The 17245-nt window shown below is 65.4% G+C and carries 12 protein-coding genes; 5 read left to right on the forward strand and 7 right to left on the reverse strand.

Going from position 1 to position 17245, the window contains the following annotated elements; all coding sequences use genetic code 11:
* Positions 1 to 130 precede the first annotated feature (130 nt).
* Complete coding sequence (locus EDE08_RS08370; RefSeq protein WP_165935836.1) at positions 131 to 3940, forward strand: YhdP family protein; 3810 nt, start codon at positions 131 to 133, stop codon at positions 3938 to 3940.
* A gap of 196 nt (positions 3941 to 4136) precedes the next feature.
* Here the strand turns inward: EDE08_RS08370 and EDE08_RS08375 are convergent, their stop codons facing one another.
* From EDE08_RS08375 to tyrS, 5 genes are all read right to left on the reverse strand, one after another.
* Positions 4137 to 5831, reverse strand: coding sequence for a methyl-accepting chemotaxis protein (locus tag EDE08_RS08375; protein WP_131868478.1), 1695 nt, complete (start codon positions 5829 to 5831; stop codon positions 4137 to 4139).
* Between the two features lie 269 nt (positions 5832 to 6100).
* Entirely contained in the window at positions 6101 to 7795 is a 1695-nt protein-coding gene (locus EDE08_RS08380; protein ID WP_131868479.1) for a methyl-accepting chemotaxis protein, read from the reverse strand.
* A gap of 365 nt (positions 7796 to 8160) precedes the next feature.
* Positions 8161 to 8595, reverse strand: a complete 435-nt coding sequence (locus EDE08_RS08385; protein ID WP_131868480.1) for a DoxX family protein — start codon at positions 8593 to 8595, stop codon at positions 8161 to 8163.
* Between the two features lie 218 nt (positions 8596 to 8813).
* On the reverse strand, positions 8814 to 10085 hold the full coding sequence (locus EDE08_RS08390) for an MFS transporter (protein WP_131868481.1): 1272 nt from the start codon (positions 10083 to 10085) through the stop codon (positions 8814 to 8816).
* A 57-nt stretch (positions 10086 to 10142) separates the two neighbouring features.
* Entirely contained in the window at positions 10143 to 11396 is a 1254-nt protein-coding gene (gene tyrS, locus EDE08_RS08395; protein WP_131868482.1) for a tyrosine--tRNA ligase, read from the reverse strand.
* 165 nt (positions 11397 to 11561) lie between these two features.
* On the opposite strand from tyrS, the gene EDE08_RS08400 reads away from it, so the two are divergent.
* The 3 genes from EDE08_RS08400 to EDE08_RS08410 all read left to right on the forward strand — a co-directional run bounded on the left by EDE08_RS08400 (position 11562) and on the right by EDE08_RS08410 (position 13998).
* On the forward strand, positions 11562 to 12665 hold the full coding sequence (locus EDE08_RS08400; protein WP_131868483.1) for an anhydro-N-acetylmuramic acid kinase: 1104 nt from the start codon (positions 11562 to 11564) through the stop codon (positions 12663 to 12665).
* Between the two features lie 322 nt (positions 12666 to 12987).
* Positions 12988 to 13665, forward strand: a complete 678-nt coding sequence (locus EDE08_RS08405; RefSeq protein ID WP_131868484.1) for a glutathione S-transferase family protein — start codon at positions 12988 to 12990, stop codon at positions 13663 to 13665.
* A 9-nt stretch (positions 13666 to 13674) separates the two neighbouring features.
* A complete protein-coding gene (locus EDE08_RS08410; RefSeq protein WP_131868485.1) occupies positions 13675 to 13998 on the forward strand; it encodes a DMT family transporter in 324 nt (107 codons plus the stop codon).
* Positions 13999 to 14008: 10 nt separating this feature from the next.
* On the opposite strand, the gene EDE08_RS08415 is transcribed toward EDE08_RS08410, so the two are convergent.
* Together EDE08_RS08415 and EDE08_RS08420 are read right to left on the reverse strand one after the other, a co-directional pair.
* The gene (locus tag EDE08_RS08415) at positions 14009 to 14656 is read right to left on the reverse strand and encodes an alpha/beta hydrolase (protein WP_024337874.1); all 648 of its coding nucleotides are present in this window, start codon (positions 14654 to 14656) and stop codon (positions 14009 to 14011) included.
* Between the two features lie 329 nt (positions 14657 to 14985).
* Positions 14986 to 15846 carry a LytTR family DNA-binding domain-containing protein gene (locus tag EDE08_RS08420; RefSeq protein WP_245524732.1) on the reverse strand — a complete coding sequence of 287 codons (861 nt, stop codon included), beginning with the start codon at positions 15844 to 15846 and terminating at the stop codon, positions 14986 to 14988.
* A gap of 179 nt (positions 15847 to 16025) precedes the next feature.
* Here EDE08_RS08420 and EDE08_RS08425 point away from each other — a divergent pair, with 179 nt between their 5' ends.
* On the forward strand, positions 16026 to 17219 hold the full coding sequence (locus EDE08_RS08425; protein ID WP_131868487.1) for an acyltransferase family protein: 1194 nt from the start codon (positions 16026 to 16028) through the stop codon (positions 17217 to 17219).
* Positions 17220 to 17245: the final 26 nt, after the last annotated feature.

Below are 17245 nucleotides of genomic sequence, written 5' to 3' on the forward strand. Positions count from 1 at the left end.
CGGAATCGCGCCCTCGGCTGGGCAAGTCTGACGACGCCGGAGTATGGTTACAAGGAATTCCACCGACCACCCCACTGCTCGTTGAACGCGCTCCCGGGGCGAAATGACGAACAGCAGGAATATACGAGGTATGGCGGCAGTGCCGGCGCAGGGAGCATCGCTTCCCGTGGGCGGCTGCGGTCCCGGCGGCGCTCAATCCTACGACGGGCGCCTGTATCGAGAAGCAATGGCAAGGAATACGTCGCCCCAGGACTACAACCGGGATTTCGATCGGCGCGGCGGCCAATATGAGCCGCAGGAATGGGACGACGCCGACTGGGATCCGGATCAGGAAGCGGCGGCGGGCCATCGCGCGCGGCGGCTGCTGGCGCGTTCCGGTTCGGGCTTTCATCGCTTCGGTGGCGGATTCGGCGGGTTGCGCCGCTGGCTGGGTGGTGGTCGCTGGCTGAAGCGCATCGCGGTGGTTCTCGGCACCCTGCTCGTCATCTTCGTCGGTTGTTTCGGCGCGCTGTGGTGGCGGCTCGGCGCCGGTCCCATCAATCTGGACATCGCAACGCCATGGTTGGCGGCCGCGATCGAGGACAATATCGGCCACGGCAACACGGTGGAGATCGGCGGCACCCAGATCGAGCGCGCCGGCCGGGTCCGCATCGCCGTCCGCATCCGGGACATCATCGTTCGCGATCGCGATCACGCCATCGTCGCCAGCGCGCCGAAGGCCGAGGTGAAGCTGTCGGGTGCGGGTCTCCTGATGGGGCACCTGCGCGCCGAGAGCCTCAATCTCGTCGATGCCGAGCTCGCGATCCGCATCGCGCCCGATGGCACCGTCACCGTGTCGGCCGGCGACACCGCGAAGCCGCTGGCGACCGGCGTCGCGTCCAAGAAGGACGCCGGCCTGCCGCCGACATTCCCGCGTGGTGGTGTCCCGCCGCCGCCATTCGCGACCGCGCCCGCGAGCCCGGAGGTGTCGCAAGCCGCCCCGCAGGCGACAGCGCAGAGCGGCATTCTCCAGGGCCTCGACTGGCTCGACAGTCTGAGCATGACCGGCCTCGACGGCCAGAACCTCAACGAGATCGGTCTGAAGAACGGCAACCTGGTCGTCGACGATCAGCAGCGCGGCAGCAAATGGTCGTTTGAGAACATCACACTCAGCCTGCGCCGGCCGAGCCGCGGCGGCGTCGCGCTCAGCCTCGGCGAGGAGGGCGCGCGCCCGTGGATGCTGCGCGCCACGATCGGTCCAGCCGAGAACGGCGTGCGCTCCGTCGACATCAGGGCCGACAAGGTCTCGACCTCCAACATCCTGTTGGCGTTGCGGGTGAAGGACTTCACCTATACCGCCGACCTGCCGCTGACCGGCGAACTCAAGGGCGAACTCGGCCGCGACGGCGTGCCGACCTTCTTCCGCGGCAGGCTCGCCGTCGGCGCCGGCAACATCATCGACACCGACACGCCCGACTATCCGATGGGCATCGACTCGGCCGAGATCAATGTCGAGTGGGACGCCAACCGGCGCGTGCTGGTCGCTCCGTTCAAGATTCTCTCTGGCGCGAACCGCCTGACGCTGCTGGCTCATCTCGAGCCGCCCAACGGCACCACCAACGACTGGCAGCTCGGCTTCAGCGGCGGTTCGATTCTGCTCGGCGGCATAGACAACGAGCCGCCGCTCGTCTTCAACCGCATTGCAATCGGATTCCGCTTCGACACGGATCACAAGCGCCTCTTGCTGACGCAGGCCGACATCAGCAATGGCGAGATCGGCGTCGCCGGCACCGGTGCCATCGACTATTCCGGCGAGCCGCGGCTGACGCTGGGCTTTGCCGGAACGCCGATGTCGGCCTCCGCCTTGAAGCGGATGTGGCCGACGCTGATCGTCCCCGAACTGCGCGAATGGGTGATCGAACGGATCGAGCGCGGTACGCTCCAGCGCATCGAGATCGGCATCAACTCGCCGACGAAGAACCTCCCGCGCAGGGGCCCGCCGATTCCGGACGACGGCCTGTCGGTCAATATCGTGGCGAGCGGTGTCGCGGTCCGCCCCGTGGACGGCATGCCGGTGGTGCGCGATGCCGATTTGAAGGCGCGTGTGACCGGGCGCACTGCGACCGTGAACATCGGGCAGGGCGTTGCCGATACGCCCGCCGGCCGCAAGATCACGATCTCCGACTTCACCTTCGAGGTGCCGGACATGGCGCCCAAGCCGTCGCCGTCGCGAACCAAGTTTCGCGTCGACGGGCCGGTGCCCGCGGCCGCTGAAATGCTCGCCAATGATCGCCTGAGCGATCTGTCGTCGACCGTTGTCGATCCCAACACCAGCAAGGGGACGTTCTCGGCGAACATCCAGCTCGGCATGCCGGTCAAGGGCGAGCTGACCAAGGCCGACACCACTTATGCCGTCACCGCCGACCTCAACGGCTTTGCCGCCGAGAAGCTGGTGATGAACCAGAAGCTGGAGGCCAACAACCTCAAGATTTCAGCCAATAACCAGGGCTATCAGGTCAAGGGCGACGTCAAGATCAACGGCCAGGCGGCCTCGCTCGATTATCGCAAGCCGGCCGAGGGCGACGCGGACGTCCGATTGCAGGCGACGCTGGACGATGCCAGCCGCGCGCGCCTGGGATTCGATCTGAGCCCCGCCGTCAGCGGATCGTTGCCGATCAAGCTCTCGGGCAAGATCGCAAGTGGCACGGATCAGACGACCAAGCTGGGCGTCGAGGCCGACTTGACCTCGGTCAAGCTCGACAACATCCTGCCCGGCTGGGTCAAGCTGCCGGGCAAATCCGCCAAGGCGAACTTCAAGGTGGTGCCGACGGCGCAATCGACGCGATTCGAGGACATCGTGATCGACGGCGGCGGAGCCTCGATCAAGGGCTCGCTCGAGATCGACGCGAACGGCGATCTCATGAACGCCAACTTCCCGACCTACGCGCCGTCCGACGGCGACAAGGCGTCGCTCAAAGTGGAGCGCAGCCAGGACGGCGTGGTGCGCGGCACCATGCGCGGCGACGTGTTCGACGGCCGCGGCTTCCTGAAGTCGGCGATCTCAGGCAATTCCAAGGACGACAGCAAGAGCAAGCTGAAGAACGTCGATTTCGACATCGACGTGAAGCTCGGCGCCGTCGCCGGATTCAACGGCGAGGCCATGCGCAGCGTCGATGCCAAGATGTCGAAACGCAACGGCGCCGTCAAAGCCTTCACGCTGAGCGGCAAGATCGGCCGCGACACACCGGTGGCAGCCGATCTGCGCGGCGGCCGCGCGCAGGGCAGCCGCGAGGTGATCTATCTGCAGACCAACGATGCCGGCGCGCTGCTGCGCTTCACCGACACCTACACCAAGGCGGTCGGCGGCCAGATGGTGGTGGCGATGGAGCCGCCGACCTCCGAGCCGAACGCCGCGCGCGAGGGCCTGATCAATGTCCGCGATTTCACCGTGAAGGGCGAGGCGCAGCTCGAACGCGTTGCCGCCGGCGCGCCCAACGGCACCGGGAATGGCGTCTCCTTCAGCGCGCTTCGCGCCGAGTTCACGCGGCAGAACGGTGCGCTCACGGTCCGCGACGGCGTGGTCAAGGGGCCGATGATCGGTGCCACCATCGAGGGTTCGATCGACTATCCCGGCAACCAAGTGTGCATGAGCGGTACCTTCGTGCCGATGTATGGCGTCAACAACATCTTCGGCCAGATCCCGTTGTTCGGCATCTTCCTCGGCGGCGGCAACAACGAGGGACTGATCGGCGTGACCTACGAGGTCGTCGGCACCCCGGCGGCCCCGGTGATGCGCGTCAATCCGATCTCGGCGATGGCTCCCGGCTTGTTCCGGAAGATCTTCGAGTTCAACACCGGCAAGCAGAACTCGCCGTTCGACGAATTCCCGTCGCAGTCCAACGACGGATCGACGGGATCGACGCGCCAGCTGTCGAGCGGTTGCAGCCTCGCCCGGCGATAAACACCCTCATTCCCAAGTGCTCGTCACGCCCGGGCTTGTCCCGCCTGCGCGGCCGAATCTGCTTCGGCGCGGCGAAGGCCCGGGCATCCGCGTTCCTCGTGCGGCGCGGCCAAAAACGTCGATGGCCGGGACAAGCCCGGCCATGACGAATATGGCGACGCTTTCGCGCTAAACGTCTCGAGTCGGGGGTGGCGCGTTAGGCGGCGCGCACGCCCGCGAGGAAAGTCCCGACTTCGCCGGAGAGCTGCTCGGCCTGCTTGGAGAGGTTGCTGGCCGCGGCGAGCACCATGCCGGCGGCGTTGCCGGTCTCGTTGGCAGCGGTGGAGACGACGCCGATATTGGTGGTGACCTCCTTGGTCGCCTCCGCCGTCTGCGAGACGCTGCGGGCGATCTCGGCCGTGGCGGCGCCCTGCTCCTCGATGGCGGCGCCGATCGAGGTGGCGATGCGGCTGACCTCCTCGATGGTGGCGGTGATGCCGCCGATGGCGTCCACCGCCTCCTTGGTCGCGCCCTGGATCTGGGCGATCTTGTCGCCGATCTCGCGGGTGGCTTCCGCAGTCTGGCTCGCCAGCGACTTCACCTCGGAGGCGACGACGGCAAAGCCGCGGCCGGCTTCACCGGCGCGTGCCGCCTCGATGGTGGCATTGAGCGCGAGCAGGTTGGTCTGTGCCGCGATGCTGGAGATCAGCTCGGCGACGTGCTCGATCTGCTGGGCGCCGTCGGACAGTGCGCGCACGATGGTGTCGGTGCGGCGGGCGCTGTCGACGGCACGGCCGGTGACCTCGGCCGATTGCGCGACCTGACGGCTGATCTCGGTGATGGAGGAGGAGAGCTCCTCGGCGGCGGCCGCGACGGTCTGGACGCGCTGGCTGGCCTCGGTGGCGGCGGAGCCGACCACGGCGGCACGGCGGTTGGTGCCTTCGGCGGTGGAGGACATCGACTTGGCGGTATTCTCGAGCTCACCGGAGCCGGAGGCCATCAGGCCCACGAGCTGGCCGACGGAGGCATCGAAGCGGTCGGCAAGCGCGATCAGCGCCTCGCGCTTCTCCTGCTCGCTGCGCGTCTTGGTGGCGGCCTGCTCGGCCTCGAGCGCGCGGGCAGTCAGTGCCGTCTGGCGCAGGACTTCGAGGGTCTCGGCCATGCGGCCGATCTCGTCGCCGCGGTCGGTCTCCTCGACCGGCTTGTCGATGGCGCCTTCGGAGATCGCCTGCATGCGATTCTTCTGGCGGTCGAGCGCGCCGAGCACGTCGCGGGCGATCAGCCAGGACAGCGCCGCCATCAGCAGCATCAGGCCGACGCCGATCGCGCCGAGCTGCAGCGTCAGCGCGCGCACGTCGGCATCGATGTCGTCGACATAGAGGCCGTAGGCGATCGCGACGTTCCAGGGCGCAAAGTGGCGCGCGAACACCAGTTTGCGAACCGGAACGGTCTCGCCCGGACGCGGGAAGAGATAGGACAGGATCGCGCCTTGAGCCGCCTGCTTGGCCGTGCTGACCGTGGCATCGCCGATCACGATGCCATTGGCATCCTTGATCCCGTTGTTCTTGCCCTCGAGCTGAGGCGCGCCGCCGTTCATCATAACGGTTGAATCGGCCGTGTAGACGACGGGATAGCCCTGGCCACCGCCAAACTTCATCTGCCGGCCGCGCAGCTTGAACTGGGCTTGCGCATCGGCGAGCGTCATCTTGCCGGCGGTCACATCGTCCTGAAGCGATTGCGCGAAGCCGTGCAGCAGATCGACCGCCGTCTGCATCTGGCGTGCGCGATCTTCGAGCATGCGGGTCTTGCTGAGATAGCTCGACCCGACGATGAGAGCGGTGACGGTGAGCGCCGCGAGACAGACCATGCTGGCGAGCTTGGTGCGGATCTTCAGGTGACTGAGCAGCGACATGACGGCCTCGGGAACGGTTGTGGAATGCTTGTTCTCGCGCAGCCGTATCAGGAAGTTCTTACCATTCCTGAATGCAGGAGATGTCGCGTTCAGGCGCTCCGCAATCGGCGCAGCCGTGGACACGCATATGCAGGCGTGAGGTCGACGACTGCGGCGACGTGTCCAGAAAAATATGGATCGTGATCGTGTTTATGTGGTCGAGCGTCGGCTCAATCGATGCATCGATTCCTCGATGCATCGTCGTGTTCGGGCCACGGATGTCGCGCGGCTCACGCCGCGCGCACGCCGGCCAGGAACGTGCCGACTTCGCCGGAGAGCTGTTCGGCCTGCTTGGAGAGGTTGCTGGCCGCAGCGAGCACCATGCCGGCGGCGTTGCCGGTCTCGTTGGCGGCGGTGGAGACGACACCGATATTGGTGGTGACCTCCTTGGTCGCCTCCGCGGTCTGCGAGACGCTGCGGGCGATCTCGGCCGTGGCGGCGCCTTGCTCCTCGATGGCCGCGCCGATCGAAGTGGCGATGCGGCTGACCTCCTCGATGGTGGCGGTGATGCCGCCGATGGCGTCCACCGCCTCCTTGGTCGCGCCCTGGATCTGGGCGATCTTGTCGCCGATCTCGCGGGTGGCTTCCGCGGTCTGGCTCGCCAGCGACTTCACCTCGGAGGCGACGACGGCAAAGCCGCGGCCGGCTTCGCCGGCGCGTGCCGCCTCGATGGTGGCGTTGAGCGCGAGCAGATTGGTCTGTGCCGCGATGCTGGAGATCAGCTCGGCGACGTGCTCGATCTGCTGGGCGCCGTCGGACAATGCGCGCACGATGGTGTCGGTGCGGCGGGCACTGTCGACGGCACGGCCGGTGACCTCGGCCGATTGCGCGACCTGACGGCTGATCTCGGTGATGGAGGAGGAGAGCTCCTCGGCGGCGGCCGCGACGGTCTGGACGCGCTGGCTGGCCTCGGTGGCGGCGGAGCCGACCACGGCGGCACGGCGGTTGGTGCCTTCGGCGGTCGAGGACATCGACTTGGCGGTGGCTTCGAGCTCACCGGAGCCGGAGGCCATCAGGCCGACGAGCTGGCCGACGGAGGCATCGAAGCGGTCGGCAAGCGCGATCAGCGCCTCGCGCTTCTCCTGCTCGCTGCGCGTCTTTGTGGCGGCCTGCTCGGCCTCGAGCGTGCGGGCAGTCAGTGCCGTCTGGCGCAGGACTTCGAGGGTCTCGGCCATGCGGCCGATCTCGTCGCCGCGATCGGTCTCCTCGACCGGCTTGTCGATGGCGCCTTCGGAGATCTCCTGCATGCGATTCTTCTGGCGGTCGAGCGCACCGAGCACGTCGCGGGCGATCAGCCAGGACAGCGCCGCCATCAGCAGCATCAGGCCGACGCCGATTGCGCCGAGCTCCAGCGTCAGCGCGCGTACGTCGGCGTCGATGTCGTCGACATAGAGGCCGTAGCTGATGGTCACGTTCCAGGGCGCGAATTTGCGTGCGAATACGGTCTTGCGGACCGGCTCGGTCTGGCCGGGGCGGGGATAGAGATAGGAGGTGACGCCGCCCTGCGCGGTCTCGCTGCCGGCCTTGATGATGGCGTCGGCGATCAGCACACCGTTGGAATCCTTGGCACCGGTGATCTTGCCTTCGAGCTGCTGATTGGCGCCGTTCACGACCAGGGAGGAGTCCTGATTGTAGACCACCGGATAACCCTGGTTGCCGTTGAAGTTCATGCGGCGGCCGCGCTGGTGGAACAGGCTCTTGGCCTCGGCCGGCGTCAGCTTGCCGGCGGTCACTTCGTCCTGGAGTGCCTGGGCGTAGTTGTAGAGGAGCTCGACGGCGGTCCGCATCTGCTGGACGCGGTCCTCCATCATGCGGCTCTTGCTGAGCACAGCCGATACGCCGATGATGGCCGTGACTGTGAGAGCCGCAAGGCAGACCATGCTGGCAAGCTTGGTGCGGATCTTCAAATGGCTCAGCAGCTTCATCACAGCCCCTACGGAATGATTGTTATTGCTCGCATGGGTAGCAGGAAGTTCTTACCAAACGTGAACATGCGCGCGCAGAACCGCGCCGCGCGAAAGCTGCCGTGCAACCGTCTGCGCAAGCCTTCAATCAAACCGACGACAGGCGTCGGTGCGGGCCAATCCGGATGCCGGAGAGAACTGGTTATTCGCTTTGGCGGTCAGCCAGCCTGGCAGGAGCGCTCATGAATCGATTCGTTCACCGAATCATCATGTCCGTGCTGCTCGTGGCGGTCCTCGTTCTCATCTGGAACGTGCTGGGGACGCGCTGACCGGCACCGGCAGATCCGCCGGTGCCGTCTTACTTTCAGGTTAACCGGCGAAGCGCGTCAGCGCCGCGCATAGGCGCCGCCTGCGTCGCTCTCCTTGCCCATCGCGGCATCGACGCTCACCGAGCCGCCGCCGGCCGCCGAGAGATAGAGACAGGCGAAGCAGAACAGGATCGCGGCGGTGCCGCCGTTCAGCAGCGGCAGGAGCACCGGCGTCTCGCCCTTGAACATGTGGCCCATGAAGTAGGCGAAGGCCATTTCACCCGAGAGGATGAACGCGGTGAGCCGCGTGAACAGGCCGAGGATCAGGAGCGCGCCGAGCACGAGCTCGATCGCGCCGGCCGTCCAGATCAGCGGCGGAATGTTGGCGAAGTAGGGAAGCACCGGAAACTTGAACAGCTTGGCGACGCCGTACTGGAACAGCAACAGGCCGGTGACGAAGCGAAACAGGCTCAGCAGAACCGGTTGAAAGCGAGAGAGATAAGGAAAGTCCATTGGTTTGCCCTCCATCCAATGCTGCGACTTGGACCGTATTCAGTTTCGTCTCGCAAGCCACCTACGATCAATTCCGCGCTGACATTTTTGTCATGTCGGACAAAACACCGCAGGCCCGGCTTTTCAGCCGCGCGCGATCCGCTTTTTTTGCGTGTTCGCCTCGGGCTCGTAGGTAGTATCCCGGTGACGCCAGGGGATGCAGGTTACGTCGGGGAGACCTACTCCCGCAAGGCGGGGACGATCAGGAATGGAATCATTCCGAGGATCACGCTCGCGAGTGCGAAGACCAGCAGGACATTGTAGCCGTGCGTTGCATCGTGAATCAGACCGCCGCTCCATGAGCCGAAGGCCGAGCCCAAGCCGCTGCCGATCGAGATCGTGCCGAAGATGGTGCCGACGCGCTTGCCGCGAAAGATCTTCATCGCGGTGGCGGTGATCAGCGGCCCGCGGGAGCCCATCATGCTGCCGAAGCAGACGACGAAACCGGTGAGCAGGATGACGTTCGGATAGTACTGCAGCAGCCAGAGCAGAACGATGCCGAGGATCGAGATCGCGTAGCTGAGCAGCACCGATGGCCGGCGTCCGATCAGGCCGTCGAGCGCGGAGACGCCGAGCATGCCGAACACCAGCACGACGCCAGAGAAGCCCCAGGCGGTCGCAGCCTGGAGCGGCGGAAAGCCGGCGTCGATCAAATAGGCCACGATCTGCGCGGCGATGGAATACATGCCGACTGCGGTGAAGAAGAAGGTCGAGAACAGCGCCCAGAAGGCATGATGACGCATCGCGCTCACGAGCGTCCAGCCGCTGTCGACGAAGTCAGGATCGCTCTTCTTGGCGACGTGCGGTGAGCCGGCCGCGAACACGCGCCAGGGCAGAAGCAGCAGCGGCACCAGCAGCCCGAGCGCGGCGAGGCCGTAGACCTGATAGGTTTCGCGCCAGCCGAGATGATCGATCAGAACCTGCGAGGCCGGAAGCAAGGCCAGCACGCCGCCGCCCATCGCCGAATAGACTACGGCCGTGGCGGTCGGCAGCCGCGGCCCGAACCAGCGGCCGAGCAGGATCGAGTTGGGTACAATGCCGATGAAGGCAACGCCGATGCCGAGGCAGATGCCGATCGAGAGCTGGAATTGCCAGAGGGCTTGCGCTTGGCTCGCGATCAGGAAGGCCGAACCGAGCAGGAGCAGCCCGAGCGCATAAACGATGCGCGGTCCGGAATGATCGAACAGGCGCCCGACCAGCGGTGCGGTCAGCCCGCTGACGAGCCAGGTCAGTGAATAGATCGAGACGGCCTGGGCACGGTCCCAGCCAAGATTTTCGGAGATCGGCTTGAGGAAGACGGTGAAGCTCTCGCTGAGCCCGCGGCCAAGAACCGCCAGCGTAAAGCACAGGCCGAGCACGACGAGAGCAGTGCGCACCGCCTTCGGCCTGGTGCTTCCAGCTTGGTCCTTGCTCGCTTCCGCTGTCGTTTCCTTGGTCGCGTTCTGGTCCATTGCCGGTCAGGAGGCGCGCTTCGGCGCGACCTGACAAGCAGTGAAAAGCTCATACGCCTATGCAGGCTTGATGAGCACGTGCTTCTTCCTGCCGAAGGACAGCTTGATTACGCCTTCCGGAGTCAGGTTGTCGGCTGAGAGGGCCATCTTCTCGTCGGTGACGGGCGCGTCGTTGACGCGCAGGCCGCCGCCCTTGATCTGGCGCCTCGCTTCGCCGTTGGAGGCAACCAAGCCTGCCTTGACGAAGGCGTTGAGCACACCGAGGCCGGCGTCGAGCTCGCCGCGCGGAATTTCCACCGTCGGCAGGCTTTCGGCGAGCGCGCCTTCCTCGAAGGTGCGGCGCGCGGTCTCCGCCGCTTCGTTCGCGGCATCGCGGCCATGCAGCAGCGCGGTTGCCTCGGTCGCGAGGACCTTCTTGGCTTCGTTGATCTCCGAGCCGCCAAGCGCCTCGAGCTTCTTGATCTCGGCGATCGGCAGCGTCGTGAACAGTTTCAGGAACTTGCCGACGTCGGCGTCCTCGGTGTTGCGCCAGTACTGCCAGAAGTCATACGGGGAGAACTGGTCGGCATTGAGCCACACCGCCCCTTGCGCGGTCTTGCCCATCTTGGCGCCCGAGGCGGTCGTCAGCAGCGGCGTCGTCAGCGCGAACAGTTGGTGCGTGCCCATGCGGCGGCCGAGATCGACGCCCATGATGATGTTGCCCCACTGGTCCGAGCCGCCCATCTGCAAGCGGCAACCGGTGCGCTTGGCCAACTCGACGAAGTCGTAGGCCTGGCAGACCATGTAGTTGAACTCGATGAAGCTCATCTCCTGCTCGCGCTCGAGGCGCAGCCGCACGGAGTCCATGGTCAGCATGCGGTTGACCGAGAAGTGCCGGCCGACATCGCGCAGCATCTCGATCCAGTTCAGCCTGGTCAGCCACTCCGCATTGTCGAGCATGATGGCGTCGCTCTTGCCCTCGCCGTAACGCAGCACCTTGGCGAACACGCCGCGGATCGATTCCTTGTTGGCCTCGATCTCGGCGACGGTGCGCATGGCGCGCGTCTCGTCCTTGCCGGAGGGGTCGCCCACCATGGTGGTGCCGCCGCCCATCAGCGTGATCGGCTTGTTGCCGGACTGCTGCAGCCAGTGCAGCATCATCATGGTCAGGTAATTGCCGATGTGCAGCGAGCGGGCGGTGCAATCGTAGCCGACATAGGCGATGGCTTCGCCCTTGGCGGCGAGCGCATCCAGCCCCTCGAAATCGGAGCACTGGTGGATGAATCCTCGTTCCTGCAGGATATTGAGGAAATCCGATTTAAATGCAGTCATCTGTCGGCATGCCTGACAATTCTTGGTTTACTGTTTTGGGGGCAATTTAAGGGTCTTCCGCGGGAACCCGATGACCGCCCGCCACTTGGCGCGTTGGCATTATAAGATGTGTCCCTCTGGCACAAGATCGGCAGGCCAGGGCGGGTCTCTTGAGGACGCTGATCCATGATGTTGACGGCACTCGGTCTGATGAGCGGCACCTCGCTGGACGGGGTGGATGTCGCGCTGATCGAAACCGACGGAAAACAGGTGAAGGCGTTCGGGCCGACCGGCTACCGGGCCTACAGCCCGGCCGAGCGCAACCTGCTGCGCCAGGCGCTGAGCGAGGCCGTGCATCTTTCGCAACGCGACGCCCGCCCGGGCATTCTGGCCGATGCCGAGCGTGCGGTGACGCGGGCCCATGCCGAGGCGGTGACTGCCTTCCTCGCCCAGAATCGCATGAGGCCGGAGGACATCGACATCGTCGGCTTCCACGGCCAGACTGTGCTGCACCGGCCCGAGAAGCGGCTGACGGTGCAGATCGGCGATGGGCGGGCACTGGCCAGGGCGATCCATATTCCCGTCATGTATGATTTCCGCGCGGCCGACGTCGAGGCCGGCGGGCAGGGCGCGCCCTTCGTGCCGGTCTACCACCGGGCGCTTGTCCAATCGCTGCAGCGCGAGGGGCCGATCGTCGTGGTCAATATCGGCGGCGTCTCCAACGTGACCTATATCGACGGCAACGAGGCGCTGATTGCCTGTGACACCGGCCCGGGCAATGCGCTCCTGGACGATTTCATGTACCGCACCATGAACCAGGCGTTCGATGCGGAAGGCAAATTCGCAGCGCTCGGCAAGGTGGACGAAGCCTGGATCGCGCGGGCGCTGGAGCTGCCGTTCTTCGCGGCTCCGCCGCCGAAATCGCTCGACCGCAACGATTTTGCCGCCCTGAAGCTCGGCGACGTCGCGCCGGCCGACGGTGCCGCGACGCTGACTGCCTTCACCGCGGCGGCGATCTCCCGCATCATTTCGCTGTTGCCGCGGCGGCCGCGGAGCTGGATCGTCTGCGGCGGCGGCGCCCGCAACCTCACCATGCTGCGGATGCTGCGGGAGCGGGTGGGCTCGGCGACCGTCGAGGCCGCCGAGACGCTCGGCTGGGCCTCCGATGCCATCGAGGCGCAGGCCTTCGGCTTCCTCGCCGCCCGCGGCCTGAAGGGCCTGCCGCTGTCGTATCCCGCTACCACGGGCGTGCCGATGCCGATGACGGGCGGGGTCATGGCGCGGCCTTGATCGCGCGAGCGCTGGCGGATCTGCAAGGGAGATCGGAAGTGAAGGATTCTTCAGGAGATTCCGGCCTGGGGCGCCTCTCGGTGGCGTCGGGGGACTGTATCCATTGCGGACATGCGATCGGATATCACCATCTTGAGGGCGACAAGTGCAGTTGCAAAGATTGCGCTTGCCCGGGGTACGCGGACTGTCCGCGTCCCGCAAACTCAAACTCGAAGCTTCCTCGCTAACCTCGAAGTTTCATGCAAGTGCATTGAACTTGACGAGTGGATGCGAATGCATCTATCTTGGATGCAGTTGCATCTAACCGTCCGGGATCATCGCCATGACCGCTTCGTTGAAACTGATCAGCCACAAGCTTTGTCCCTACGTGCAGCGCGCGGTGATCGCGCTCAAGGAGAAGGGCGTGCCGTTCGAGCGGATCGACATAGATCTCGCCAGCAAGCCCGAATGGTTTCTGAAGCTCTCGCCGCTCGGCAAGGTGCCGGTGCTGGTGGTGACGAACGACAGGGGCGAGGTCGCGCTGTTCGAGAGCAACGTGATCTGCGAGTACATCGAGGAAACGCAAGGCGGCGCGAAGCTGCATCCGGCGGATCCGTTGAAACGCGCCGAGCACCGCGCCTGGATGGAGTTCGGCTCGGCGATCCTTGGCGATCTCTGGGGCCTGGAGACGACGACCGATCCGGCGACCTTCGACAGCAAGAGACAGGCGCTGGTGTCGAAGTTCGCGCGTGTCGAGGCCGCGCTTGGCGCAGGTCCATTCTTCTCCGGTGCGCAATTCAGCCTGGTCGATGCAGTGTTCGCGCCCATCTTCCGCTATTTCGACCTGTTCGACGAGCTGACCGAGCACGGCATCTTCCGCGATGTGCCGAAGGTCAGTGCGTGGCGCGCCGATCTCGCGAAACGTCCGAGTGTGCGCAGCGCGGTCGGCGCGGACTATCCGCAATTGCTGCGCGCCTTCCTCGTGCGGCACGACGCGCATCTGCTCAAGCTCGCGGCCTGAGCGCACGCCATGTCTCCGTCGCTGGCTTGGGCCATGCTCGTGCTCGCAGGCCTGCTCGACGTCGGCTGGGCGATCGCGATGAAATATGCGGAAGGCTACACGCGGCCCGGCTGGAGCATCGCATCGCTCGTGCTGCTCGCCGCGTTCGTCTTCCTGCTCGGACGCGCCTTGAAGGTGCTCGAGATCGGCGTCGCCTATTCGGTCTGGACCGGCATCGGCGCCGCCGGCACCTTCGTGATGGGCGTGGTGTTGTTCGGCGAGACCTTGAGCGCGATGAAGCTTGCGGGCATCGCGCTCGTCTTGACGGGGATCGTCGCGCTCAAGCTGGCTTGAGCTGCATCCTTCACCGCACGTTGGCGAGACGCATGTCGAGATAGGCCGTGATGGTTTCCATCAGTGGCTCGAGCTTGGCGTCGAAGAAATGGTTGGCGCCGGGGATGATCTGCTGGTCGATCACGATGCCCTTCTGCGTCTTCAGCTTCTCGACCAGCGTGTTGACGTCCTTCGGCGGCACCACCGCATCCTTCTCGCCATGCACGATCAGGCCCGACGACGGGCAGGGCGCGAGGAACGAGAAGTCGTAGAGGTTCGCGGGCGGCGCGATCGAGATGAAGCCTTCGACCTCGGGGCGGCGCATCAGGAGCTGCATGCCGATCCAGGCGCCGAAGGAAAAGCCGGCGACCCAGCAGGCGCGCGCTTCGGGATTGATGGTCTGCGCCCAGTCGAGCGCGGCGGCTGCATCCGACAATTCGCCGGTGCCGTGGTCGAACGAACCCTGGCTGCGGCCGACGCCGCGGAAATTGAAGCGCAGCACCGAGAAGCCGCGATGCGCGAAGGCGTAGTAGCACTGGTACACGATCTGATGGTTCATCGTGCCGTGGAACTGCGGATGCGGATGCAGGATCATCGCGATCGGCGCGTTCTTCTGCTTGGCCGGGTGATAGCGGCCTTCGAGACGGCCCGCAGGGCCGGTAAAAATGACTTCAGGCATGGATGTCTCTGATTTAAGTCCCTTGGAGGTGATCCCTGCGCAATCGTCCGATTGTGGCTCTCCCAGCGTCGCCACCGAGGAGAGCACGGATGAAAGGTGGAGAAGCGCGCCCTCGGATGATGCGCGAGTGGCGCGCGGTTGAACTGACGCGCGCTTCTAACACGAGGCAAGGGTCAAAAAGCAAGCATCTTCGACATCTCTCAATCGGCTCAAGAGCTTAGCTGGTCATGGCAGCGTCATGTCCGGCTTGTCTGCCGCGGCCAGGACCTGCCTCAGTTGAATCGGGCAATGGCGGAGCCGGGGCAAGGGCGGCGCTCAACCATTTGAAATCACGATTGTTTATGAGCCGCGGGTGGATCGGCGACGGCGCTTGCCGAAGGGGCGGTTCGGCTTCCGAGCGAGGCGACCGCCGGCCGGTAACGCCGGCTGCCGCCGAGCGCCTGGCCGTTGTCGAAGGCGAGCTCGAAATCTCCTGATGGCTTGAGGTCCACGCCGCGCACCCGGTCGAGATTGGCAAGCCTGGTCCGATGAACGCGAACGATGGAGAATCGCGCCAGCTCGCTTTCCGCGGCCGCCAGCGTGCCCCGGATCAGGTGCTGGGTGCCGTCGGCGAGGCTGTACTCGATGTAGTTGCCAGCGGAGGCGACCCAGAGGATCTCGCGCGGCACCACGCGAATGCGGCTCGCGCCGTCGCGCAGCCAGATCACATCCGGCGATGAAGCCTGTTGGGGGGGCGGTGGTGCCGGCGGAGCGGCCGCGGCGCTCTTCAGCTCGCGGCGGCTTTCGAGCAGCCAGATCGTGCCGGCGATCAGGACAGCCGCCACGGCATCCTTGCGGAATTCGTAAAGGACCGTCGCAAGCGAGAAACGGAAATCGTAGGCTCCTCCGGCGAGCCAGAGCGCAAGCTTCCGCACCCAGACCATGCCGGTGATGTGGAGCGCCGAAAAGCCGAGCAGGGTGATCGCCCCGATTGCTGCGCGGGCGGCAAGGCCGGGCGTTCGGCGCATGCGGCGGACCGCCAGCACCAGGATCGGCAGCAGCAGCAGGATGACGGCAATGCTCGACATCTCCCAGAACAGCCGCCGGCCGATGTCGTAGCTGTCGCCGCGCCAGGCCGCGTCCTGAGCGAACGAAAACGCGTTGACGATTCCGATCGCGAGCGCGACGGCCGCGATCGCTGCGAACATCATCCGGTCGCCGCCGTTGATCCCGAAAGGCCCGCTATTCGTCCCGGCCGCGGGCGGCTCGTCCCCCCGTGTCCGATTCTGATCCCAAACCGGCTCGACGCGCGCCGCCGGCGGAGCATTTTCGGTGTCAGCAGCCATGGTCCGGAAACCGCGTTCGTCGTCCCGTCAAGGAGCAGAATACCATGCCAACACCACAGCAATTCCAAAGCTCGGACAGGCGCATCGATCTGGACTGGGTGCGGATTTTAGCCTTTGGGCTGCTGATCTTCTACCACGTCGGCATGCTCTACGTGTCCTGGGGATTTCACATCAAGAGCGTGCACCGGCTCAGCTGGCTGGAACCGGTGATGCTGTTCCTCAACCCCTGGCGGCTGTCGCTTCTGTTTCTGGTGTCCGGGGTTGCCACGCGCTTCATGCTGGACAAGTCGAGTCTCGGCTCGATGGCCGGTGCACGGTCGGCGCGGCTCTTGATCCCACTGATGTCAGGCATGCTCATCATCGTGCCGCCGCAGTCCTACCTCCAGATCGTCGAGAGCCTCGGCTATTCCGCGGGCTTTTTCGATTTCTACGCCCGGCACTATTTTGCCTTTGGGGCGCAGTTCTGTCCGAACCCGTGCATCGTGTTGCCGACCTGGAACCATCTCTGGTTCGTGGTCTATCTATGGATCTACACGATGGCCTTGATCGGCGTCCTCGCGTTGTGGCCGGCCGGCGCCGACTGGCTTGGCCGGAAGCTGGCGGGCGTGCTCGTCGGGCCATGGCTCCTGATCGCACCCTGCCTGCTCTATGCCGCCTGGCGCCTGGTGCTGTTCCCGGCTTTTCCGTCCACGCACGCGCTGTTCGGCGACTGGTACAACCACGCGGACCACGCGACGGCCTTCCTGATCGGTTTCCTGCTGGCGAAGCAGGAGGGCATCTGGCGCGAACTCGAGCGCCAGCGCTTCGTGGCGCTGCTGGCGGCCGCTGCCTGCTTCGCTGCCTTCATTCTGGTACGCGCCGGCCTGTTTGCGCCGCCGCCCATGTTGAGGTGGTTCGCCGCCTCGGCCTATGGGTGCTATCAATGGCTCGCGATCGCCGTCGTGCTGGGCCTTGCGCGGCGCTACTTCACGGCCGACAGCGCCGTGCGCCGCTATCTGACCGACGCGATCTTCCCGTACTACATCGTGCATCAGACCGCGATCATCGTGATCGCCCATCAATTGCATGACACCGGTATGCCGGTCGGGATCGAGGCGTCCATCGTCATCATTGGGACCGCACTCACATGTGTGACGACCTATGAAATCGTCCGGCGCATCGCCTGCCTGCGGCCGTTGTTCGGATTGCGAGCGGTGCCGCGGACGGCTTTCAGGACGGAGCAGCACCAGCCGGTCTGATACGCTCCGTCCGATTGGCCCGCTGG

Origin of the sequence: Bradyrhizobium sp. R2.2-H (assembly GCF_004346455.1) — a bacterium.
Taxonomy (GTDB): Bacteria; Pseudomonadota; Alphaproteobacteria; order Rhizobiales; family Xanthobacteraceae; genus Bradyrhizobium; species Bradyrhizobium diversitatis.